General features: G+C 68.7%; 20 protein-coding genes. 8 read left to right on the top strand and 12 right to left on the bottom strand.

Annotated elements, in window-relative coordinates; all coding sequences use genetic code 11:
• Positions 1–11 precede the first annotated feature (11 nt).
• Together QT382_RS20240 and QT382_RS20235 are read right to left on the bottom strand one after the other, a co-directional pair.
• The gene (locus QT382_RS20240) at positions 12–1070 is read right to left on the bottom strand and encodes a hypothetical protein (RefSeq protein ID WP_289255932.1); all 1059 of its coding nucleotides are present in this window, start codon (positions 1068–1070) and stop codon (positions 12–14) included.
• A 159-nt stretch (positions 1071–1229) separates the two neighbouring features.
• The gene (locus QT382_RS20235; protein ID WP_289255931.1) at positions 1230–1844 is read right to left on the bottom strand and encodes a DJ-1/PfpI family protein; all 615 of its coding nucleotides are present in this window, start codon (positions 1842–1844) and stop codon (positions 1230–1232) included.
• A gap of 86 nt (positions 1845–1930) precedes the next feature.
• Between QT382_RS20235 and QT382_RS20230 the strand changes: the two genes are divergently transcribed.
• Entirely contained in the window at positions 1931–3727 is a 1797-nt protein-coding gene (locus QT382_RS20230; protein ID WP_289255930.1) for an OPT/YSL family transporter, read from the top strand.
• On the top strand, positions 3727–4128 hold the full coding sequence (locus QT382_RS20225) for a tetratricopeptide repeat protein (RefSeq protein ID WP_289255929.1): 402 nt from the start codon (positions 3727–3729) through the stop codon (positions 4126–4128). The genes QT382_RS20230 and QT382_RS20225 overlap by 1 nt, the downstream gene beginning before the upstream one ends.
• A 24-nt stretch (positions 4129–4152) precedes the next feature.
• Here QT382_RS20225 and QT382_RS20220 read toward each other — a convergent pair whose 3' ends face one another.
• The 6 genes from QT382_RS20220 to QT382_RS20195 all read right to left on the bottom strand — a co-directional run bounded on the left by QT382_RS20220 (position 4153) and on the right by QT382_RS20195 (position 10669).
• A complete protein-coding gene (locus tag QT382_RS20220) occupies positions 4153–4623 on the bottom strand; it encodes a nuclear transport factor 2 family protein (protein ID WP_289255928.1) in 471 nt (156 codons plus the stop codon).
• 30 nt (positions 4624–4653) lie between these two features.
• Positions 4654–5565, bottom strand: a complete 912-nt coding sequence (locus QT382_RS20215; protein ID WP_289255927.1) for a DPP IV N-terminal domain-containing protein — start codon at positions 5563–5565, stop codon at positions 4654–4656.
• A gap of 4 nt (positions 5566–5569) precedes the next feature.
• Complete coding sequence (locus QT382_RS20210) at positions 5570–6067, bottom strand: Dps family protein (protein WP_289255926.1); 498 nt, start codon at positions 6065–6067, stop codon at positions 5570–5572.
• 46 nt (positions 6068–6113) lie between these two features.
• On the bottom strand, positions 6114–8264 hold the full coding sequence (katG, locus tag QT382_RS20205) for a catalase/peroxidase HPI (RefSeq protein ID WP_289255925.1): 2151 nt from the start codon (positions 8262–8264) through the stop codon (positions 6114–6116).
• Positions 8265–8449: 185 nt separating this feature from the next.
• Positions 8450–9577: a trypsin-like serine protease gene (locus QT382_RS20200; protein ID WP_289255924.1), complete on the bottom strand. Its 1128-nt coding sequence runs from the start codon at positions 9575–9577 to the stop codon at positions 8450–8452.
• 168 nt (positions 9578–9745) lie between these two features.
• On the bottom strand, positions 9746–10669 hold the full coding sequence (locus QT382_RS20195) for a hydrogen peroxide-inducible genes activator (RefSeq protein WP_289255923.1): 924 nt from the start codon (positions 10667–10669) through the stop codon (positions 9746–9748).
• 124 nt (positions 10670–10793) lie between these two features.
• Here QT382_RS20195 and panB point away from each other — a divergent pair, with 124 nt between their 5' ends.
• Complete coding sequence (gene panB / locus QT382_RS20190; protein WP_289255922.1) at positions 10794–11612, top strand: 3-methyl-2-oxobutanoate hydroxymethyltransferase; 819 nt, start codon at positions 10794–10796, stop codon at positions 11610–11612.
• 7 nt (positions 11613–11619) lie between these two features.
• Positions 11620–12447 carry a pantoate--beta-alanine ligase gene (gene panC, locus QT382_RS20185; protein ID WP_289255921.1) on the top strand — a complete coding sequence of 276 codons (828 nt, stop codon included), beginning with the start codon at positions 11620–11622 and terminating at the stop codon, positions 12445–12447.
• Between the two features lie 22 nt (positions 12448–12469).
• Here panC and QT382_RS20180 read toward each other — a convergent pair whose 3' ends face one another.
• Positions 12470–12958 carry an FKBP-type peptidyl-prolyl cis-trans isomerase gene (locus tag QT382_RS20180; RefSeq protein ID WP_353957284.1) on the bottom strand — a complete coding sequence of 163 codons (489 nt, stop codon included), beginning with the start codon at positions 12956–12958 and terminating at the stop codon, positions 12470–12472.
• A gap of 143 nt (positions 12959–13101) precedes the next feature.
• Here QT382_RS20180 and QT382_RS20175 point away from each other — a divergent pair, with 143 nt between their 5' ends.
• Positions 13102–14142 (top strand): hypothetical protein, encoded by a 1041-nt coding sequence (locus QT382_RS20175; protein WP_289255920.1) that lies wholly within the window; start codon positions 13102–13104, stop codon positions 14140–14142.
• Positions 14143–14149: 7 nt separating this feature from the next.
• Positions 14150–14764 (top strand): ABC transporter ATP-binding protein, encoded by a 615-nt coding sequence (locus tag QT382_RS20170; protein WP_289255919.1) that lies wholly within the window; start codon positions 14150–14152, stop codon positions 14762–14764.
• A gap of 9 nt (positions 14765–14773) precedes the next feature.
• On the opposite strand, the gene QT382_RS20165 is transcribed toward QT382_RS20170, so the two are convergent.
• Complete coding sequence (locus QT382_RS20165; protein WP_289255918.1) at positions 14774–16465, bottom strand: SMP-30/gluconolactonase/LRE family protein; 1692 nt, start codon at positions 16463–16465, stop codon at positions 14774–14776.
• Between the two features lie 89 nt (positions 16466–16554).
• Here QT382_RS20165 and QT382_RS20160 point away from each other — a divergent pair, with 89 nt between their 5' ends.
• Together QT382_RS20160 and QT382_RS20155 are read left to right on the top strand one after the other, a co-directional pair.
• Entirely contained in the window at positions 16555–17784 is a 1230-nt protein-coding gene (locus tag QT382_RS20160; protein ID WP_289255917.1) for a cytochrome-c peroxidase, read from the top strand.
• Between the two features lie 131 nt (positions 17785–17915).
• Positions 17916–18851 carry an alpha/beta fold hydrolase gene (locus QT382_RS20155; RefSeq protein ID WP_289255916.1) on the top strand — a complete coding sequence of 312 codons (936 nt, stop codon included), beginning with the start codon at positions 17916–17918 and terminating at the stop codon, positions 18849–18851.
• A 19-nt stretch (positions 18852–18870) separates the two neighbouring features.
• Here QT382_RS20155 and QT382_RS20150 read toward each other — a convergent pair whose 3' ends face one another.
• Positions 18871–19764: an alpha/beta hydrolase gene (locus tag QT382_RS20150; protein WP_289255915.1), complete on the bottom strand. Its 894-nt coding sequence runs from the start codon at positions 19762–19764 to the stop codon at positions 18871–18873.
• Positions 19765–19906: 142 nt separating this feature from the next.
• On the bottom strand, positions 19907–21961 hold the full coding sequence (recG, locus tag QT382_RS20145; RefSeq protein ID WP_289255914.1) for an ATP-dependent DNA helicase RecG: 2055 nt from the start codon (positions 21959–21961) through the stop codon (positions 19907–19909).
• Positions 21962–22048: the final 87 nt, after the last annotated feature.

Genomic DNA, 22048 nt, shown 5'->3' with positions numbered 1-22048 from the left:
GGCGGCCTCCGTCAGAAAGTGAAGTCCACAGAGACCGCGATGGCCTTGCTGTTGCCGACGAAGGGGAAGCCGGATTTGTCCTTGAACACGTCGTACTCGAGCTTCAACGCCATGTTGTCGCGGAAGTCCCAGCGCAGCGTGGCGGCCAGCGTGTTGTGCTTTTCGTTGGCCGTGGGATCGTCCTTGTAGTCCTCGGTGAAGCGCGAATAGGTCAGCATGGGCAGCCAGTCGCCGAAGCGGCGGCCGGCGCCGACGAAGTACACGTTGTAGATGTCCTTGGGCGCGTCGGGCCGCACGAAGCGGTTGAACTCGGTGCGCAGCACCCAGTCGTTGTGGTCCACGTTGAAGGTCAGGCCGTAGAAGTTCTGCTTGACCCCGCTCTTGTTGACCGTGCCCGACACCAGGCGGTCGACCTTGTTCGTCATCATCACGAAGCGGGCTGCGCCCCAGTCGGTGCCCAGCTCCAGGTAGCCGCCGACGATGCCCTTCCACTTCTCGTCCACCGGGGCGTCGTAGTAGATCTTGTCGAGCATGCGGTTGCCCTTGTCGTTCTCGCTGCCGGCCCAGACATTGGCCGACACCGACAGGCCGCCGTAGTTGCGGCGGTAGAGCAGGTTGGCGCCGTTGTAGGCCACGATCTGCCAGCCGTAGAGGTCGCCCGGCGGCCGCACCCAGGGGTAGGCATAGCCGACCTGGAAGAAGTCGGAATAGCCGAACAGCGGCAGGCGCTTGCGGCCCACCTGCAGCGTGAACGCGTCGCCCAGCGGCAGCGAGCCGTAGGCCCAGTCCATGGCCGGCTTGAGGTCGTTGCCGCCATGGGCCGTGACCTGGCCGGTGAAGCTGGCGCCGCCGTCGAGCCGGTAGGTGGCCTGCAGGCCGAAGCGGCTGTCCGGACCCAGGTCCAGCTTCTTGCCGTAGACGCCGACATCGGGATAGTTGGCGATGTAGCAGGGACAGTCGAAGCCGAAGTAGCGCTGCTTGACACCCGACAGGGCCGTGCCGAGGCCCACGGTGCCGAAACCGGTGAAGTTCAGTTCGCCGGCCGGCGCCAGGGCGCTCAGGCCCGTCAACGCTAGACCCAGACCCAGGGACCGCAGTCCCGAAACCGCATGAGGACGAGGCATGGCAACTCCCAACGTTTAGGCTTGGTGTGGAAGAGCGGGGTCCGTCGATCATGCGCCGCATGCTTTGCGGACTGCAAGCCGGAAATCGGCAACGTGGCGGGCTGCCTACGCGGCGACGAAGGGTCGGATCTTGCTCAGCAGCCGTTCCACATAGGCGTCCTGCTCGTCCACAGGCGCCGACCGGCGCAGCGCCTCGCGGGCCGCGGCCTCGCCGAGCTTGACATGCATCACCCAGCTGGCGAGGTACTGGGCCGCCAGGCAGCCGCCGGCCGTGGCCACCGGACCGCGGGCATGGAAGGACTCGTCGAGCACGCGCACGCCGGCCTCGACCAGGAAGGGCTTGCTGCTGTTGTCGGTGCAGGCCGGCGCACCGCCCAGCAGGCCCAGGCGCGCCAGCAGCAGGGCGCCCGAGCATTGCGCGCCTATCAGCTGGCGCAGCGGGTCCAGCTGCAGGCGGTCCAGCAGGGCCGAGTTCTCGGCGATGGCCCGGGTGTAGAGCCCCGAGCCGAACAGCACGACCTCGGCCTCGTTGGCCCATTCCAGCGGCCGCTGCAGCTGCACGCTGACGCCGTTCATCGAGCGGGCGCTGGCGCCGGGGCCGCACAGCTCGGGCGCGAAGCCCTGGGCGCGCGCCCGGCCCAGCAGGCCGAGGGCGACGAAGCTGTCGATCTCGTTGAAGCCATCGAAAGTCAGGATGGCGATGCGGGTGGGGGCCGGCATGGTGGGGTAATTGTGGAGCGAACGGAGGGCCGCGGGCGCGCATCATGCGCGCCATCGCAAATCCCGGGTTCTCCCGCATTCATCCCATGACCGCTATTGCCATTGCCGACAACCGGCGCTGGGCCTGGCTGCCCCCCGTCGGCAGCTGGGGCTATTACACGCTGCTGGCCTGCGTAGGCATGTTCATCCTCGGCCCGCTGGGCGGCATCACGGCCGCCTTCATGAACTTCTCGATCGGCTTCTTCGTCGGCGGCCAGGTGCTGGCCGGCATCCTGGGCTCGGTCGTGACCTATGGCTACGGCGCCGAGGGCCGCCACGGCGCCAACTACATCCAGACCACGGCCGCCTCGGTGGCCGGCATGATGGCCATGAGCGCCCTGATCCAGGCCATGGTCTGGATGGGCATGCCGCAAGTGCCGCACTGGCAGCTGATCGCCTACATGATGTGCATCGCCATGATGGCGGCCGGCATAGGCATGCTGTACACGCCCATCCTGGTCGAGCGCATGCAGCTGACCTTCCCCTCGGGCCTGGCCGTGGCCAATATCCTGCGCGCCCTGACCGACCCCGAGCTGCTGCGCCGCTCGGTCTCGCGCCTGTTCGGCGGCATGGGCCTGGGCGTGGTGGGCGGTGTCGCCACCAACAAGGTGGCCTGGCTGGCCGCCACCGAGTTCAGCTGCTCGACCTTCGGTGCCGGCCTGATCGTCGGCGCCCGCGTCGGCGTGCCGGCCATCGTCGGCGGCCTGAGCTTCTGGGCCCTGACCAACACCTTCATCGGCGCCGGTTGGCTGAAGGAAGGCGAGCCCTTCCGCAAGATCGCCTTCCTGATCGCCCTGGGCATGGTGCTGGGCGCGGCCATCGTGGACCTGAGCCTGATCTTCTGGCGCGTCGCCAAGAGCATTGCCCAGCCTGGCGCCCAGCAGCAGGTGCCCGAGGAGCAGCGCACCGGGCCGCGCGCCAGCCTGCCGCGCCTGATCGCCTGGGTGGGCTTCTGGAGCATCGCCACCGTCGTGGCCGGCATGCAGTTCTTCGGCCTGTCGGTCGGCTACATGCTGTTCGCCGTGGCCCTGGTCTTCCTGTTCGCCCTGGTCAACGGCATCTCGCTGGGCCTCACGGACTGGAATCCGATCTCCTCGGCCTTCGTGGTCACCGTGCTCCTGCTGGCCACGCTGGGCCTGCATGACCCCATCCTGGCCCTGATGGGTGCCACCGTGGTCTTCGTCTCCTGCAGCGTCGCCGGTGACATGCAACAGGACCGCTCCACCGGCTGGCGCCTCGGCTCCAACCGGGCGCTGCAGTTCCGCTTTCAGGCCATCGGCCTGGTGGTGGGCGCCATCATGACCGTGGTGATCGCCGAGTTCTTCATGAGCGCCCATCCGGTGCTGCGCCTGGACCAGACGGTGATGAAGGCTTCCGAGGCCCCGGCCCAATGGACCTCGGCCATGACCTACAAGTTCGTCGGTGCCCTGCGTTCCATCACCGATCCCAAGCCCTACCAGACCCAGGCCATCCTGATCGGCCTGGTGCTGGGCTTCGCCACCGAGTTCCTGCGCAAGTTCATCCGCAGCCGCGAGGGCTACAAGCGTTTCGCCGCCAGCGGCAAGGCCGGCTTCGCCACCGACTTCGTCGTCGATGCCGTGCTGCTGCCCAGCCCCTATGCCTCCTCGTTCGGCGGCTTCGTCAACCTGCCGACCTCGCTGTGGTTCGGTGCCGGCGGCGTGATCTCCAGCCTGATCCACACGCTGGCGCCCAAGCCCAAGAATGGCGAGGCCGCCCTGCCCGACGACATGAAGCCGACCTCGCTGTTCGGCGGCGGCCTGATCGCCGGTGACGCGCTGGCGGCACTGGGCATAGGCATCGTGGGCCTGATGGCGGTGCTTTGATGGGCAGCAGCATCCAGGCCCTGATCGACCAGGCCGACGAGCGGGCCGACGAAGGCGACTTCGAGGCCGCGCTCGAGCTGTTCGAGCAGGCGCTGGAGCAAGTGCCCGAGCCCTGGGGCGAGCAGGAGCAGGCCCTGGGCCTGCTCGTCTCCATCGCCGACATGCAGTTCCTGCTCGACGACTACGAGTCGGCCCGCGACACCTTCCAGGCCGCGGTGAACAGCTTCGAGGAAGCGGGCGAGGACTTGCTGGTGCAGCTGCGCCTGGGCCAGTCGCTGCTGGAGCTGGGCGAAGAAGCCGCGGCCGCCGAATGGCTGGCGGCGGCCTTCAAGGCCGGCGGCGCCAAGGCCTTTGAATGCGAGGACCCCAAGTACCTCGCCTTCGTCCAGGCCCGCGGCTGAACGGCGCGGCGCTGGCTTGCTGACTTACTCGGTCAGCGGCAGGTGCTCGTAGCTGAGCACCCGCATCATTTCCCAGCGTTCGCCCTTGCGCTGCCAGACATTGACGTACTTGCCCTTGCCCTCGCAGGGGCCGGGCTTGACCGGGCAGAACTTGTGGTCGCCCATCTGGATGGCGCCGAATTTCTCCAGCGGATACACGACCATGGTGCCGGCCATGGGTTCGCGGCGGAACTTGCCGCAGACATTGCGCCTGACCGCCTCGATGAAGGCCTGGCGCGAGCGCATCAGGCCGTTCTTGTCGTGGAAGAACTCCAGGTCCTCGGCCACCATCTCGGTGAGCTTGTCCAGCTTGCAGTTGTTGAAGGCGTCGAAGAACTCCCGGTCCAGCGCCTCGACCTGGCGGGTCAGCTCGTCGCGTGTCGGCTCGGCGGCGATTGCCTGTCCAAGGACCAGGGCCAGCGACAAGCAGGCGAGGGCAGGGGATTTCTTCATCATCGAGTGTTCACTCCAGGCTTCAGAGAACGTTCAGCGCGGCGCGGGCCGCCAGCTGCCTTCCTGCTCGCGCTTGGGGCCGCCGGCCACCAGGCGCGGTTGCGGCTCGCCTTGCAGCGGAACCGCCAGCAGGTCCATGTTGTTGGCGTCGGCCCCGTCCAGCGAAGGGCCGGTCACCAGCAGCCAGCGGCCGTCCGGCGACCAGCGCGGGTACCAGTTCTTGCCTTCGGCCCGCACAGTGCGGCGCTCGCTGCCGTCCGGCCGTATCACTTGCAGCTGGGCATTGCCCTTGCCGGCGTCTGAGTAGAAGGCGATCCACTGCCCGTCGGGCGAGAAGGCCGGCGAGCCGTTGTGGATGTCCTGCGCGCTGTCTTGGGTCAGCCGCTTCTCGTTGCCGCCGTCGCGGTCCGCAACAAAGAGCTCGGCGCCCTTGCCGTCCATCTGGCGCGAATAGACCAGGCGCTTGCCGTCCGGCGACCAGCTGGCGCCGGCCGAGGTCTTCAGCGAGGCGATGGGCAGGCGGCGCTGGCCGCTGCCGTCGGGCTTCATCAGGTAGAGGTGGGCTGCGCGCTCGGTCTCGCCCGCTTCCTTGCGCCAGGAGGTGAAGACGATCTCGGTGCCGTCGGGCGACCACTCGGGCAGGTAGTCGGGCTCCACGTCATTCGTCAGTTGGCGCGGCTCGCCACCGGCGAGGTCCAAGGTGTAGATATCGAGGTTGCCGGTGCGCCGGCTCTGGAACACGATGCGGCGGCCATCGGGGGCCCAGCCCGGCCAGTTGCCGGGGCCGCTGGCCAGCTTCTCCGGCTCGGCTTGGCCGGCCTTGAGCAGGTAGAGGGCGGCCGGGCCGTCGCGCGTGGAGCTGAACAGCAGGTCGGCCGCCGGCGGCGCCAAGGGCAGGCCGGCACAACCCGCCAGGAACAAGCCGGCCAGCACAACGACTCTCATCGCGTCACTCTTCCAACAAGCTGCGCAGCATCCAGGCCGTCTGCTCATGGACGGTGATCCGCTGCGTCAGCAGGTCCGCCGTTGGCTCGTCCGAGGCCTTCTCGACCGCCGGGAACAGGCTGCGCGCCGTGCGGGCCACGCCTTCATGGCCTTGCATCAGGATGCGCACCATCTCCATGGCCTTGGGCGGCGTGGCCGGTGCGTCCTTGAGGCTGCTGAGCTTGGCGAACTGGGCGTAGCTGCCCGGCGCCACATGGCCCAGCGAGCGGATGCGTTCGGCAATCGGGTCGACCGCATTCCAGAGCTCGGTGTACTGGGCCATGAACATCGCATGCAGCGAATTGAACATGGGCCCGGTCACGTTCCAGTGGAAGTTGTGCGTGGTCAGGTAGAGCGTGTAGGTATCGGCCAGCAGCTTGGCCAGGCCGCCGGCGATGGCGGCCCGGTCCTTGTCGCTGATGCCTATGTTGATGCTCGCTGCCGCGGGTTTCTTGTTGGCCATGTCTGTCAACTCCTGAAGGACGACGCCGGGTCAGATCTTGCCACCATCAGGCCAGGTCGAAGCGGTCCAGGTTCATCACTTTGGTCCAGGCGGCAACGAAGTCCTTGACCAGGGGCAAGGATCCGTCGGCGCTGGCATAGACCTCGGCATAGGCGCGCAGCACCGAGTTGGAGCCGAACACCAGGTCGGCGCGGCTGGCCGTGTAGCGGACGGCGCCGGTCTGGCGGTCGCGACCCTCGAAGCTTTCGCTGTCGCCGCCGACCGGTGCCCAGACCGTGGCCATGTCCAGCAGGTTCACGAAGAAGTCGTTGCTCAGCACGCCGGGCCGATCGGTGAACACGCCTTGCGGACCGCCGTCGAAGTTGGCTCCCAGCACCCGCAGGCCGCCTATCAGCGCAGTCAGCTCGGGGCCGGTCAGCGTCAGCTGCTGGGCGCGGTCGATCAGCAGGGCCTCGGTCGGCGCGCCCAGGCGGTCCCGACGGTAGTTGCGGAAGCCATCGGCGATGGGCTCGAGCACGGCGAAGGACTCGACATCGGTCTGGTCCTGGCGCGCATCGACCCGGCCCGGCGCGAACGGCACTTCCAGCTCAACGCCGGCCGCCCTGGCCGCCAGCTCGACGCCAACACCGCCAGCCAGCACGATCACATCGGCCAACGAAGCCTTGCCAGAGGCCTGCTGTATCGCGGTTAGCACTGGCAGGGCCTGGACTGCCATCCGGTTGACCGCCCAGTCCTTCTGCGGAGCCAGGGCCAGGCGCGCCCCGTTCGCGCCGCCGCGCTTGTCGCCGCCGCGGAAGGTCGAGGCCGAGGCCCAGGCCACCGAGACCAGCTGGGCCACCGTCAGGCCGGATGCGGCAATGCGCGCTTTCAGCTCGGCAATGTCAGCCGCGGTGGGCTGGTGCGTGGCGGCCGGCAGCGGGTCCTGCCAGATCAGGTCTTCCTTGGGCACTTCCGGGCCCAGATAGCGGGCCTTGGGGCCCATGTCGCGGTGGGTCAGCTTGAACCAGGCGCGGGCGAAGGCCTCGGCAAAAGCCTGCGGATCCTGCAGGAAGCGCTTGGAGATCTTGCCGAAAGCCGGATCGAAGCGCAGCGTCAGGTCGGTGGTCAGCATGGTCGGCTTGTGGAACAGGCCGGGCACATGGGCATCGGGGATGACATCGGGCGCGTCCTTGGCGATCCACTGCTTGGCGCCGGCCGGCGAATGGGTCAGCTCCCATTCGTACTTGAAGAGGTTCTCGAAGAAGTTGTTGCTCCACAGCGCCGGAGTCTTGGTCCAGGTGACCTCCAGGCCGCTGGAGATCGTGTCCTTGCCATGGCCCGTGCCGTGGCTGCTGTGCCAGCCCAGGCCCTGGGCCTCGAGGGCCGCGGCCTCGGGTTCGGGGCCCTTGTGCGATTCGGGCGCCGCGCCATGGGCCTTGCCGAAGGTGTGGCCGCCGGCGATCAGGGCGACGATCTCCTCGTCGTCCATGGCCATGCGGCCGAAGGTGGCGCGTATGTCCTGGGCCGCGGCCAGGTAGTCGCCGCTGGCATTGGGGCCTTCCGGGTTCACATAGATCAGGCCCATGTGGGTGGCGCCGAAGGGCCCCTGCAGCGCGCGGTCCTCGGTGACGCGTTGCGGATCGACGCCCAGCCACTGGATCTCGGCGCCCCAGTTCACGTCCTCGTCGGGTTCCCAGACATCCTCGCGGCCGCCGGCGAAGCCGAAGGTGCGAAAGCCCATCGATTCCAGCGCCACATTGCCGGCCAGGATGAACAGGTCGGCCCAGGAGATGCTCTGGCCGTACTTCTGCTTGATCGGCCAGAGCAGGCGGCGGCTCTTGTCGATGTTGACGTTGTCGGGCCAGGAGTTCAGCGGCGCGAAGCGCTGCTGGCCGCGGCCGCCACCGCCGCGGCCGTCCACGGTGCGGTAGGTGCCGGCGGCATGCCAGGCCATGCGCACCATCTGCGGGCCGTAGTGGCCGAAATCGGCCGGCCACCAGGGCTGGCTGTCTGTCATCAGCTTGACCAGGTCGGCCTTCAGCGCCTTGTAGTCGAGCTGCTTGAAGGCCTTCGCGTAGTCGAACTGCTCACCGAGCGGATTGGACTTGCCGGAATGCTGGTTCAGCAGCTCGACGCGCAGCTGGTTCGGCCACCAGTCGCGGTTGGTCTGGCCGCTGCCGGCGGCATGGTGGAAGGGGCACTTGGCTTCGCTGGACATGGCGTTCGTCTCCTTGAAGAGGCAGCAGGGCTGCGTTGGAACGAACGATAAGGAGGGGCGAGCCCGTGACCATTTGATTGCTTTTACCGCGGCCATAGCCTGGGGCGAGGGGCAAAAAAGAGCTGCCTCGCGGCAGCCCATGAACCTCTCCTGATGACAGCGATTCTTGTTTTCTGTTCCTTGGCTCAGCGGCGGCGGCGGTTCCAGCCCAGGCCTATCAGGCCCAGTCCCACCAGGGCCAGGCTGGCCGGTTCCGGCACCAGGTGCGAGCGGATGAAGTCCTCGTGCAGTGACACCGGCACGAAGCCGTTCAGTTCGCCGTAGCTGCTGTTGGTGAGGCCGTCCACATCGCCCCAGTAGGTGCCCCAGCTCTGGCCGAACGAGGTGACCGAGGCCACGCGGCCGTCTATGAACTGCGGGCCACCCGAGTCGCCGTGGCCGGTGGACACCTCCAGCTCGCCGCCCAGGTCGCAGTACCTGGCGGGATCGCCGCCGAAGGCGCCGGCGCCGAGATGGCAGATCAGGTCGTTGTCGGGGCTGCCGCTGTCGAAGTCGGCCACGACCACGCCATTGATCTGGCTGGCCGGCAGGCCATAGATCTGCGACCAGGCGCCGCCGAAGTCGGCATCGCCGAAGCTGAAGTCGTAGCGGTTGCGGCCCACGCGCAGGTAGGGGGCGTCCAGGTCGGCGCCCATGGCACCGCCCTCCAGCGAACGCTGACCGTAGCCGACCACTTCGTAGCTCTGGCCGTTCAGCGGGCCGTCGGTCCAGAGGCCGTAGCTGCTGATGCCGGCCGGTGCCCAGTCGTCCAGGCGCAGCACGGCGAGGTCGTTCTGGTCGATCGGATAGCCGGTGTAGGCCTCCGGCACGAAGTAGTCGCTGACGGTCAGCGCATAGGAAGCCGGGTTGCCGATGACGATGGGATCGAGCTCGTTGCCCTGATAGAAGAAGGCCGTGGTGCTGAGCGGCCGGCCGGCGCCGCCCTGGCTGACGCAATGCGCGGCGGTCAGGATGGAGCGACGGTCCTGCAGCAGCGATCCGGTGCACAGGGCGGCGCCTTGCTCGCCGTAGTTCATCAACAGCGTGGCGACGCCGTTCAGGCGCGGAAATTCGGCCAGGTAGCGCGGATCACCGCCGAAGGCGATGGCGGCGGTCGAGTCGCGGCCGACGATGTGGCTGGACGCGGTCCACTGAAGTTGGCCGCTGCCGCCGGAAGCGGTGCGGACCTCTAGGGCCTGGGCGGTGTCGGCGGTCGCCCATGCGGCGGCTGCCAGGGCCGCCATCAGGGCGGCCCGGAACTTGATGACCATCATCTGGATTCCCTCGAATCGATGTACTTCTGGCGTCGCCTGCCCAGCGGGGGGCTCACGACCTCGGCGCGACGGCCGGCTCTGGGGCCGGTCTCATCTCGGTGTTTGCGCAGTTTAAATGATTTGCTTGAGTTTTGAGCGACCCTGCCCCTGGATGAGGGGGAGGCGCTCTCAGGCCGTCAGCCGGGTCACACCGCTCAGCTCGCAGGCGTAGATCGCATTGCGCAGGGCGGCGATGGCCTCGTAGCGGGTGAAGGTGCGGCGCCAGGCCAGCACCACGCGCCGGCTGGGGATCGGCGCTTCAAAAGGGATGAAGCGAAGGTGAGGGGCCGGTTCTTTTGGCACGCTCAGCGAGGGCACGACGGTCACGCCCATGCCCGAGGCCACCATGTGCTTGATGGTCTCCAGCGAGCTGCCCTCGAAGCTCTTGCGTATGCCCTCGGCATCGGACGAGAAGCGGGCGAACTCGGGGCAGACCTCCAGCACATGGTCGCGGAAGCAGTGGCCGGTGCCCAGCAGCAGCATGGTTTCCTGCTTGAGCTCGGTGGCGCTGATGCTGGGGCGCTGGGCGAAGGGATGGGTGGCGGGCACGGCCACGACGAAGGGCTCGTCGTACAGCGCTGCGGTGGCCAGGCCGGTGTCGGGAAAGGGCTCGGCCATGATGGCGCAGTCCAGCTCGCCGGTGCGCAGCATCTCCAAGAGCTTGACCGTGAAGTTCTCCTGCAGCATCAGCGGCATCTGCGGATACAGCTCGATGGTGTGCTTGACCAGCTCGGGCAGCAGGTAGGGGCCGATGGTGTAGATGATGCCCAGGCGCAGGGCGCCGGCCAGCGGGTCCTTGCCGCGCTTGGCGATCTCCTTGATGGCGCTGGCCTGCTCGATCACCGACTGGGCCTGGCGCACGATCTCCTCGCCCAGCGGCGTCACCGAGACCTCGCTGGCACCGCGCTCGAAGATCTTGACGTCGAGCTCTTCTTCCAGCTTCTTGATCGCCACGCTCAGCGTGGGTTGCGACACGAAGCAGGCCTCGGCGGCGCGGCCGAAATGGCGTTCGCGGGCGACGGCAACGATGTAGCGCAGCTCGGTCAGGGTCATGCGGGGGACTTCCTTCTGGAGTGGCGAGCCTACCCTGCGGCTCCCTCCGTGCAAACCCGGGGTGCCCCCGCTACACTGCGCCCCGCTTGCCATTCCGCGCCTGTCCGGGCGCACTGCGCCCATCATGAACACGACGACCCAAGAGAGAAAGCCGGTCACGCTGCAGCGTCTGCTGGACATGCATGCCAGCGGCGACAAGATCGCCATGCTGACCTGCTACGACGCCGCCTTCGCCGCGCTGCTGGACGAGGCCGGGGTCGACGTGCTGCTGGTCGGCGATTCGCTGGGCAATGTGCTGCAGGGCCAGACCAGCACGGTGCCGGTCAGCCTGCAGGAGATGGTCTATCACACGGCCTGCGTGGCCCGCGGCCGCAAGAGCGCCTGGGTCATTGGCGACCTGCCCTTCGACAGCTACCAGGCCTCGACCGAAGAAGCCTGGAAGAGCGCCGCCGCCCTGGTCAAGGCCGGCGCCCACATGGTCAAGCTCGAAGGCGGCGGCTGGACCGCGGCCACGGTGCGCTTCCTGGTCGAGCGCGGCATTCCGGTCTGTGCCCACCTGGGCTTCACGCCACAGACGGTCACCGCCCTGGGCGGCTACAAGGTCCAGGGCCGCGACGAGGCCAGCGCCGCCTTGCTGAAGCAGCAGGCCCATGAGCTGGCCGCGGCCGGCGCCCAGATGCTGGTGCTGGAGATGGTGCCGGCCGCCCTGGCCGCCGAGCTGGCCGGCGAGCTGAAGATTCCGGTGATCGGCATCGGCGCCGGTGTCGGTTGCTCGGGCCAGGTGCTGGTGCTGCACGACATGCTGGACATCACGCCGGGCCGTCGTCCGCGCTTCGTCAAGAACTTCATGCAGGGCGCCTCCTCGGTGCAGGACGCGGTGCGCCGTTATGTGACCGAGGTGAAGGGCGCCAGCTTCCCGCAGGACGACCTGCACGGCTATTGAGCGTTCGATGAAACTCATCCACACGATCGCCGAGCTGCGTGCCGAACTCGAGGGCCAGGGCGGCCGCGCCTTCGTGCCCACCATGGGCAATCTGCATGAAGGCCATCTGGCCCTGGTGCGCCAGGCTCGCGCCGCGACGGCCGGCCCGGTGATTGCCAGCATCTTCGTCAATCGCCTGCAGTTCCTGCCGCACGAGGACTTCGACCGCTATCCGCGCACGCTGGAGAACGACTGCCGGCTGCTGGAAAGTGCGGGCTGCGACCTGGTGTTCGCGCCGGACGAGCGCGAGCTCTATCCCGAGCCGCAGGCCTACAAGCTGCAGCCGCCGGCCGAGCTGGCCGACATCCTGGAAGGCCATTTCCGGCCCGGCTTCTTCACCGGCGTCTGCACCGTGGTGTACAAGCTGTTCAACATCGTGCAACCGCAGATCGCCATCTTCGGCAAGAAGGACTACCAGCAACTGATGGTCCTGCGCCGCATGGTGGCGCAGATGGCCCTGCCGATCGACGTGCGTGGCGGCGAGACCTGCCGCAGCGCCGAGGGCCTGGCCCTGTCCTCACGCAATGGCTATCTCAGCGAGGCCGAGAAGCTGGAGGCCCTGCGCCTGTCGGCGACGCTGAAGGGCCTGATCGCCGGCTGGCAAGCCGGCCGGCGCGATGTGGCGCAGCTGGAGGCCGAGGCCATGCAAGCGCTGCGCGCCCAGGGCTGGCTGCCCGACTATGTCGTGCTGCGCCGCCAGCGCGACCTCGGCACGCCCGAGGAGGGCGCGCCCCTGGTGGCCTTGGCGGCCGCCAAGCTGGGTGCGACCCGGCTGATCGACAACCTGGAGCTGTAGCCAGCTCCGGCTGTTTGGCGGCTTACTTGATCGCCAGCAGTTCGACGTCGAACACCAGGGCGGCGCCGCCGGGGATGCTGGGAGGGAAGCCGTTGCTGCCATAGCCCAGCGAGGCCGGGATGATCAGCTGGCGCTTGCCGCCGACCTTCATGCCGACCAGGCCCTGGTCCCAGCCGGCGATCACCTGGCCCATGCCGAACGGGAACTCGAACGGCGTGCCGCGGTCGACCGAGCTGTCGAACTTGGAGCCCTTGAGGTCGGTGGCGCGCTTGTCGTAGAGCCAGCCGGTGTAATGCACACGCAGCACGTTGCCGGTGGCGACCGTGGCGCCGGTGCCCACGGTGGTGTCGGTGGTCTTCAGCGTGGTGATGGACGACCAGCCGTAGACGTCGTTGTTGCCGGACGAGCCGGAATCGCCGCCACCACCACCGCCGCCACAGGCGGAGAGTGCGAGGCCGAGGGCCAGGGCGGACAGGGTGGTGCGGCGGGAAATAGCGGACTTCGGGAACATGGGCAGGCGAGGGCTAGGGAGAAAAAAGAGGCCGGCGGACTATAGCCGTGCCCTTAGCATCGCCGCCTCGGCCCCGTTCTGTGACCCTCCGCATGCCCAGCGTTTGTGCGAATCCCGCCATTTCCGGCCCCGGCGCCAGCCGCATGAGGCTGGGCTACAGCGCCTCGGCCCTTTGGGCGCTGCTGCGCCGCTGGTCCGGCTTCGTGCTGGTGTTCGCAGCCGTGCTGGGCGAGTACGCGCCCAAGGCGCTGGGCTGGCCGGCCTTGCCCCTGTTCTGGGCCGTCGCCCAGCCGGCGCCATTGCTGCTGCTGGGTGTGCTGGGGCACGCGCTGATCGCCACCGCCCTGAGCTGGGCCTTGCGCGAGGCCTTGCTGCCGCGAGCCTGGCTCGAGGCCGAGCGCGCCTTGCCACTGCCCACTGGCGAGAGCTGGAAAGCCGATGCCACCGTGGTGGCCCTGGCCCAGGGACCGCTGGTCCTGCTGTACCTGGTCTCCTGGCTGAACTGGGGCCTGGTCCGGCCGGCCTGGATGCAAGGCCTCTGGCTGGGGTCGGCACTGGCGCTGACGGCGTCGCTGGCGACCGGCCTGCTGCTGGGCGTGCTGTTGCTGCGCTGGCGGCGTCGGCCGGGCCGCCGGGTCTGGGGAGCCGAAACCCGCTATGCCGGCCGTGCGCCGCGGGTCTGGGCCGCCTTGCTGCTGTTGCCGATGGCGCGTGGCCCGGCCCGGTCGCTCGGGCTGTGGTTGCTGGCCTGTGGCTCGGCGCTGCTGCTGTGCATGCGCCAGGCCTGGGCCGCGCCCGAGCAGCTGCGCTGGTGGCTGGCGGCCTATGCCTTCGCGGGCATGCTCGGCAGCGCCCGTGCCTTTGCGCTGGCCCGGCGCGACCTGGCGGCCCTGCGTTTGGCCAGCGTCCAGCTGCCCTTGGCTCAGAGCGCCTGGCCGCATGCCGAACGGCTGCTGGCGCTGTCACCCTGCCTGCTGGTCTGGCCGCTGCTGGTGGCGATGCTGCTGCTCGGACCCTGGACGCTCGCGCCGCTGGCCGGGCCGGGCCTGCTGCTGGCGGCCTTGCTGATGCCGGTCTTCAACCTCTACCTGCCCGAGGACAGCAGCGCCGAGGCCCGCGCCGCGCGCTGGCTGCTGTTCCTGACCGTCTGGATCGTGCTGGGCACCGAATGCCTGGCCCTCTGAAGCCGCCATGACCCCTGTGCTGACCGCCCATTCGCTGAGCTTCGCCTACGAGCGCCGCCGCATCGTCGATCTCTGGAGCCACGAATTCGGCCCGGGGCTGTGCTGGCTGCGCGGTCCCAACGGCTCGGGCAAGTCGACCCGGCTCAAGCTGCTGGCTGGCGCGCTGCAGCCGCAATGGGGCTCGGCCCGCGTGGCGGGCATGGACCTGAAGACCCAGGGCCTGGACTACCGCCGCGAAGTGGCCTTCGTCGGCGCCGAGCCGCCGCCTTTCGAGCACCTGAGCCCGGTCGAGCGCTTCGGCTTCCTGGGGCGGCTCTACCCGCGATCCGACGCGTCCCTGTTCGAGCGCCATGTCGATGGCTTCGGCCTGCGGCCTTTCCTGAACCAGCCGCTGCGCGCGCTCTCGACCGGCACCCAGCACAAGGCCGCGCTGGCCGCGGCGCTGGCCCTGGGCACGCGGGTGCTGCTGCTGGATGAGCCTCTGATCGCACTGGACGCCGCGGCCCAGGCCCATCTGCAGAGCGTGCTGGCACAGGCCGCGGCCGAGACCGGGCGGCTGACCCTGGTGGTCAGCCACGAGGCGCTGGGTGTGGAGCCCAGCGCCGTGGTCGAGCTGGCTTGAAGCGTTGGCTCAGGCGCCTATGGCGTGCAGCCGGGCGCCGTTGATCGCGTAGACGATGCCGCCAGGGCCGATCAGGCTGGGTGTGTAGGCCTGGCCGATGCCGTCGTTCATCTTGAAGCCTTCGCTCAGCAGGTTGGTGCGAAGGTCCCAACGGTAGATCTTGCCGTCCTCGTTGTTGACCAGGGCTGCGCCCGTCTGCAGGTCGACCACCGCGGTGTTGACGCACCATTCGCGGACGCCCTGGTTGGTGCTGGTGTCGAAGGTCAGGCCGTTCACCGTGAGGACTTCCTTCATCACCTGCACCTTGTTCTCGCTGGGGGCCGTGAAGCGGTCTTCCTGCGACGCGAACGGGTCGACCACGGCCATCTGGTTCTGGCCGTCGCCGGTGCCAATGCCGGCGTAGTTGTTGTACTTGACCAGCAGCAGGTAGCTGGAACTGCCCTTGTAGCTGGGGACCAGGCTGGCGGGTACCACGGCCGGCGTGTCGTCCCAGCCGAAGGAGCCCGGGATCTTGCTGGTCGTCAGCCCGGCGTCGAAGTGAAGCAGCCAGCCGCGGCCGTTGTGGATGTCCCGCGAGGCATTGGTGACGCCGAAGTAGACGTCGCCATCGGGCGCGACCATGGGCGAGGCGGTGGAAAGATCGGTGACACGGGCCAGGGCATTGTTCTGCGGCTCGCGCAGCAGCTGCTTGGCCTTGATCGCCATCGTGGTGGCATCAAGCGCCAGCAGATAGCCCGACTGGTTCTGTCCACTGGTCACCGCGGTGCTGACCACCACGTAGAGCGTCTTCTGGTCCAGCGACAGTGCCGGTGCCGCGTTCAGGGCCGGCCCGCTGATGCTCGGGTCGCCTGCAACCGTCGCGGCGCTGACCCAGTTGCCGGTGCCGTCGGCGGTCACGCGGGCGAAGCCGCTGGTCAGGCTGGCCAGGTTGCCGGCCGAGGCCTGGAAGCCGAAATACACGGTGCCGGCGTCGTCGATCGTCAGTGGCGTGCAGATGCGGATCTGGCTGTCCAGCAGGCCCGCGTTCGCGGCGTAGACGCTGTTGCCGTAGAAGCAGAAGCGTTCCACCGTGCCGGTGGCCGAATCGACGTCGGCGCGGCGCAGCAGGCGGCCGCCGGACTCGGGCACATAGACCCGCTTGTAGCGATCCAGCGCAATGTTGAAGCTGGGCGTCCAGCTGCTGGTGGGCAACCGGTAGTCGGTGGTCTGCTGCCAGAGCTTCTGCCCGGTCGCGCCGTTCCAGGCCTCGACCCGGAAGTCGCCGTCGGCCGTGGTCTTGACCGGTACCAGCACCGTGTTGGCAGCCGAGATCGCCGGCGAGCCGTAATGGATCAGCAGGAAGCCGCCGCTGCGGTAGGGAGGGACGAGGTCGACCGGCGTGCTCCACAGCAGGCGCTGCAGCGACTGGCTGGCCACCGTGCTCTGTGCCTGGTGCTGAGCATTGCCAGCGTAGCCGGACCAGGCAGGCGCGACCGCGGGTCCGGGCGCGGGCGTCGGGGCCGGTGTAGGAGCAGGCGTGGGAGCGGGTGTCGGCGCAGGTGTGGGGGCTGGCGTCGGTGCCGGCGTTGGCGCGGGGCTGGGGGCACTGCCACCACCACCACCACCGCCACAACCGACCAGCAGGGCGGGCAGGCTGAGCGCCAGGACTTCACGTCGGGTCTTGGGCTGGGGCGGGGCGCTGATCGGCGGGATCTTGCTCATGGTCTCCTCGTTGTACTTTGCTTGCTTGGCTTCAAGCCATCGCGCATCGAGGCGCGGGTTGGGCTGCGAGAGGTTAGCATCGGCGCCCCATGATCCGCATATCGCACACCCTGGGTTTGTTGCTGAGCGCTTCGCTCGCCGCTTGCGGCGGTGGCGGTGGCGGCGGCGCACCGGCGCCCGCCCCCGCGCCAGCACCTGCTCCCGCGCCGGCCCCTGCGCCGGCCCCGGCGCTCAGCGCATTGGCCACCCTGGGCCAGCAGGTCTTCAACGACCGACTGCTGTCGGGCTCGGGTCGCATGTCCTGCGCCACCTGTCATGACCCGGCTTTCAGTCATGGCGCACCGAATGCACTGGCGGTGCAGATAGGCGGTCAGTTCGAGAGCGAGTTCGGCCAGCGGGCTGCGCCCTCGATCCGCTATCTCGAGCGCCTGCCGCCCTTCGACCTGGCCTCGCTTTCAGGCGGCCTGACCGCCGACGGCCGGGCCGACAGCTTCGCGGCCCAGGCCCATCTGGTGCTGTTCAACCCACTGGAATTCGACAACGCCAATGCCGATGCGCTGGCGCGGCGCTTGCGCGTCTCGGCGACTTCCCAGCCGTTCTCCGTCCTTTTCGGCAGCAACGGCGACGGCACCACCGTGACCGCCCAGCTGGAGCAGGCGCTGCAGGCCTTCCAGCTCGAGGACCGCAGCCTGCATCCCTACGACAGCAAGTTCGACCTGGTGCAGTCGAACCGGGCCGTGTTCACGGCCCCGGAGCAGCGCGGCCAGCAGGTGTTCCGCGATCCCTCGCGCGGCAATTGCTCGGCCTGCCATTTCGACTTCAGCGCCGACGGCAAGCCGCCGCTGTTCACCGACTTCGGCTATGCCGCCATCGGCGTGCCGCGCAACCCGGCCATCCCGGCCAACAGCGATCCGAACTACTTCGACCTGGGCCTGTGCGGCCCGCTGCGCAAGGACCTGGCGGACCGCAAGGACCTGTGCGGCCTGTTCCGCACGCCGGGCCTGCGCAACATCGCGCTCAAGCCGGTGTTCTTCCACAACGGCCGCTTCAACACCCTGGCCCAGGTGCTGGACTTCTACAACACGCGCGATACCGAGCCCGAGCGCTGGTATCCGGTGCAGGGCGGCCAGGTGCAGAAGTTCGATGACCTGCCGGCTGCCTACCGGGCCAACCTGTCGACCTTCCCGCCCTTCGTCGGCCGCAAGCCGGGCGACCGGCCGCCCATGAGCGCCCAGGACCTGATCGACCTGGAATGCTTCCTGCGCACGCTCAGCGACGGCCACGTGGTCGGCACGCCGCCACCGCCCGCCTGCCGCTGATTTCTCCCGCTCGCCCGCGTCCGTCGCCAGCCATCCGCCGGCCTTGCCATTCGTCGCAGGCCGGCTGAGGCCGGCGGTCCTGCCCGGCACAGTCCGCCCCACTGTCCATCAACCGCAGGAGGAGAAACACCATGCAGACCCAGCCGTTCAAGACCCGCGCCCCCTGGTTCATCCTGGCGATCGCCATCATCGCGTCGCTGAACAGCAGCCGCAGCGAGGCCGCCACCCCCGCCACCCCCGCCGCCGCGCCGGCCGCCACCAGCTACCGCGACCTGCAGGTCCAGGTGGTGGGCACGGGCAAGCCGGTGCTGATGATCCCGGGCCTGAACAGCGCCGCCTCGGTCTGGACCGAGACCTGCGCAGCCCTGCAGCCGCAAGTGCAGTGCCACATCGTCCAGCTGCCCGGCTTTGCCGGCGCCAAGCCGGTCCAGCAGGAGCAATGGCTGAACAGCATGCGGCAGCAGCTGCAGTCCTATGTGGACGACAAGAAGCTCGCCAAGCCGGTGGTCATGGGCCACAGCCTCGGTGGCGCACTGGCCCTGATGCTGGGCAGCGAGGCGCCGCAGCGCTTCGAGCGCCTGGTGATCGTGGACGCACTGGCCTTCATAGGCGCGGTGCGCGACCCGAACGCCACGGCCGAAAGCCTCAAGCCCATGCTGCAGGGCATGCGCCAGCAGATGGCCGCGGCCAGCGACGAGCAGGCTGCGGCCCAGGTCAAGGCCATGGCACCGGGCATGACGAACAACGCGCAAGGCATAGAGCGCGTGGTCGCCTGGGGCCTCAGCAGCGACCGGGCCACCACGGCCCAGGCCATGACCGAGCTTTGGGGCACGGACCTGCGTCCGCAGCTGTCCAAGATCCAGGTGCCGACCCTGGTGCTGGGCTCCTGGGCCGCCTACAAGCCCATGGGCGCCACGCAGGAAAGCACCCGCAAGATCTTCGAAACCCAGTACGCCAACCTCAAGGGCGTGGACATCCGCATGAGCGAGGCCGGCTACCACTTCCTGATGTGGGACGACGCCGACTGGCTGGTCGGCGCCGTCAAGGGCTTCATCGCCCAGCGGTGAACGCGGAGCGATTCCGGCTTCAGCAGCCCTGCCGCGCGGCGCCCTTCTCGAGCAGGGCCTGCGCGGCTTGAACCGCTTCGGGCTTGTAGAGCGCGCCGCCATGGGGCACCTCGGCCACCTCCATCACTCGCAGGCAGCTGCTGCGGTGCTGCATGGCCTGCTCCAGGCTGCGAGTGAACGAGGTCGGGCTGACCTCGTCCTTGCTGCCCACCAGCATCAGCGTCGGTGCCTTCAAGGCACGCAGCGCGTTGTGGTTGTCATAGGACTTCACGCTGTCGTCCAGCTTGATGCGGACAAAGGGCCTGGCATACCAGGGCACCTGGTTCTCGGCCCAGTCCTGCGCGGTGGTCAGCGTGCCTTCCAGCAGCAAGGCGTCGGGTGGCTGGACACTGGCCAGGTGCGAACTGACCAGGGTGCCCAGCGAGAAGCCCCAGTAGACGACCGGCAGGCTCTCGCCTGACAGGCGCCTGGCCTCGCGCACCGCCGCCTGGGCGTCTTCGATCAGATGGGTCGTGCCGCCTTGCCCGGCGGACAGGCCCATGCCACGGTAATCCCAGAACAGCACATTGACCGGCAGCGACGATGCCTGGCGGATCAGGCCGCCGTAGGTGCGCTGGACCAGGTTGCCGCCACCCTGGAAGTAGACGGCCGTCACGCGGGCGCCGTTCTGGCGCAGGAACAGGCCGCCCAGGGCCGTGCCGTCGGCCGACTGGAAGCGCACCTGCTCCAGCTTCGCGCCCTTGTCGCTCGCCAGCGTCTGGGCCTGACTCCACCAGTCGTCGGGGATCGGCCGGGTGCTGCGGACGAAGAGGTCGCTGTCCTTCACCTCAATGGTCGAGCAGGCGCTCAAGGCCGCCGCCAGCAAGGGGAGCAGCAACAGCCGTTGCCGCAGGGTCGGGGTCGTCTTGTTCATCGATAGGCCGAGGCTGCATGGCCTCGTTGCAAGAAGGTCGAACAAAGCGAAGGACGCTACTGCAGGTGCGCCGCTGTCGCGCCGGTGAAGCGGGCGCAGTATAGGCAGGCAGGAAAGCCGGAGTTCAGGCTTGCAGTCCAACTCAGGCTTTGAGGAACTCGGCCTTGCCGCCCAGCCAGCGTTCGACCTGGCGGCGCGCGGCGTCCGGATGTTCGTCCAGCAGCTGCGGGGCAAGCGCGCGCGCGGCCTTGAGCAGGGGCGCGTCTTCCTGGATGTCGGCGAAGCGCAAGAGCTCGGCGCCGCTCTGGCGCGTGCCCATGAACTCGCCGGGGCCGCGGATGTCGAGGTCGCGGCGGGCGATCTCGAACCCGTCGGTGGTCTCGGCCATGGCCTTGAGCCGCGACTTGCCGGTCACCGACAGCGGCGCGGTGTAGAGCAGCACGCAGACACTGGCCACGGCGCCGCGGCCCACGCGGCCGCGCAGCTGGTGCAGCTGCGAAAGCCCGAAGCGCTCGGCATGCTCGACCACCATCAGGCTGGCATTGGGCACATCGACGCCGACCTCGATCACCGTGGTGGCGACCAGCACCTTGCTCAGGCCGCCGCTGAAGGCGTCCATCACCGCAGCCTTCTCGCCAGGCGACATGCGGCCGTGCAGGAGACCGACCGCATGGCCGGGCAGGGCGGCGCTCAGCTCGGCATGGGTGTCGGTGGCGTTCTTCAGGTCCAGGGCCTCCGACTCTTCGATCAGCGGGCAGACCCAGTAGACCTGCCGGCCCTCGTCGGCAGCGTCGCGGATCTTGGCGATCACCTCGTCGCGCCGGTTGTCGGCGAACACGCGGGTGACGATGGGGCTGCGGCCGGGCGGCAGCTCGTCGATGGTGGACACGTCCAGGTCGGCGAAATAGGTCATCGCCAAGGTGCGCGGGATGGGCGTGGCACTCATCATCAACAAGTGAGGCTCCAGCGCCTGCGCGGCCAGCTTCTTGCGCAGCGCCAGTCGCTGCGCCACGCCGAAGCGGTGCTGCTCGTCGACCACGGCCAGGCCCAGCTTGGCGAACGCGACCTTGTCTTCGATCACCGCATGCGTGCCCACCACCAGGTTGGCCTCGCCAGAGGCGACGGCGTCCAGCATCTTCTGGCGCGCCTTGCCCTTGACCGAGCCGGTCAGCCAGGCCACGCGCACGCCCAGCGGCTCCAGCCAGGCGATCAGCTTGCGGAAATGCTGCTCGGCCAGGATCTCGGTCGGCGCCATCAGCGCGCATTGCCAGCCGGCATCCATGCACACGGCCGCGGCCAGCGCCGCGACCACGGTCTTGCCGGATCCCACGTCACCCTGCAGCAGCCTGTGCATGGGCTTGGCCAGGGCCAGGTCTTGCGCAATCTCCTCGACCACGCGCTGCTGGGCGCCGGTCAGCTGGAACGGCAGATGGCCCAGCAGTTGCTCATGGAGGCCCTCGCGTCGCCCCTGCAGCGCCGGCGCCTTCAGATGGGCGCGCTCCCTCTGCGCCTTGAGCTGGCTCAGCTGCTGGGCCAGCAGCTCCTCGAACTTGAGCCGCTGCCAGGCCGGGTGCGTGTGGTCCTCCAGGGTGGCCAGCGGCACACGCGGTGGCGGATGGTGCAGAAAATTCAGCGCCTCGCGCAGCGAGGGCAGTTGGGCCGGCACGCTGCGCGACGGCAGCACTTCTTCCAGCGGCGCGCGCTTCATGGCCGCCTCGATGGCCTTGCGCAGATAGGCTTGCGGCAGGCCGGCACTGGCCGGGTAGACCGGGGTCAGGGCCTGCGCCAGCGGCGTGGTCTCGTCCACCGCCTTGACCACTGGATGCACCATCTCGCGGCCAAAGAAGCCGCCGCGCAATTCGCCGCGCACCCGCAGCCGCTGGCCCTGCGCCATCTGCTTCTGCTGCGAGGGATAGAAATTCAGGAAGCGCAGCAGCAGCTCGCCGCTCGCGTCTTCTATTCGCACCAGCAGCTGGCGCCGGCTGCGCAGCTCCACCTTGCACTCGGTGACCCGGCCCTCGCACTGCACCGTCTGCCCTTCCAGCGCCTCGGCGATGGGCGTCAGCCGCGTCTCGTCTTCGTAACGAAGCGGCAGGTGCAGGGCCAGGTCGATGTCGCGCAACAGGCCCAGCTTGTCCATGGCCTTGCGGGGGGCGGACTTGGGTTTGTTGGCTGATGCGGGGGCGGCCTCGGGCATGGGCGGGAATTCTGCCTTGCACTGAGCGAGATCTCCCCCCAAAAGGACGAATCCGGTGGCCGGCAACTGAAATGAAATGCCGGCAGA

It is taken from the genome of Pelomonas sp. SE-A7 (assembly GCF_030345705.1).
Taxonomy (GTDB): domain Bacteria; phylum Pseudomonadota; class Gammaproteobacteria; order Burkholderiales; family Burkholderiaceae_C; genus JAUASW01.
Note: the sequence above shows the minus strand (reverse complement) of the source record. Positions and strands in the feature narration are given on the sequence as shown.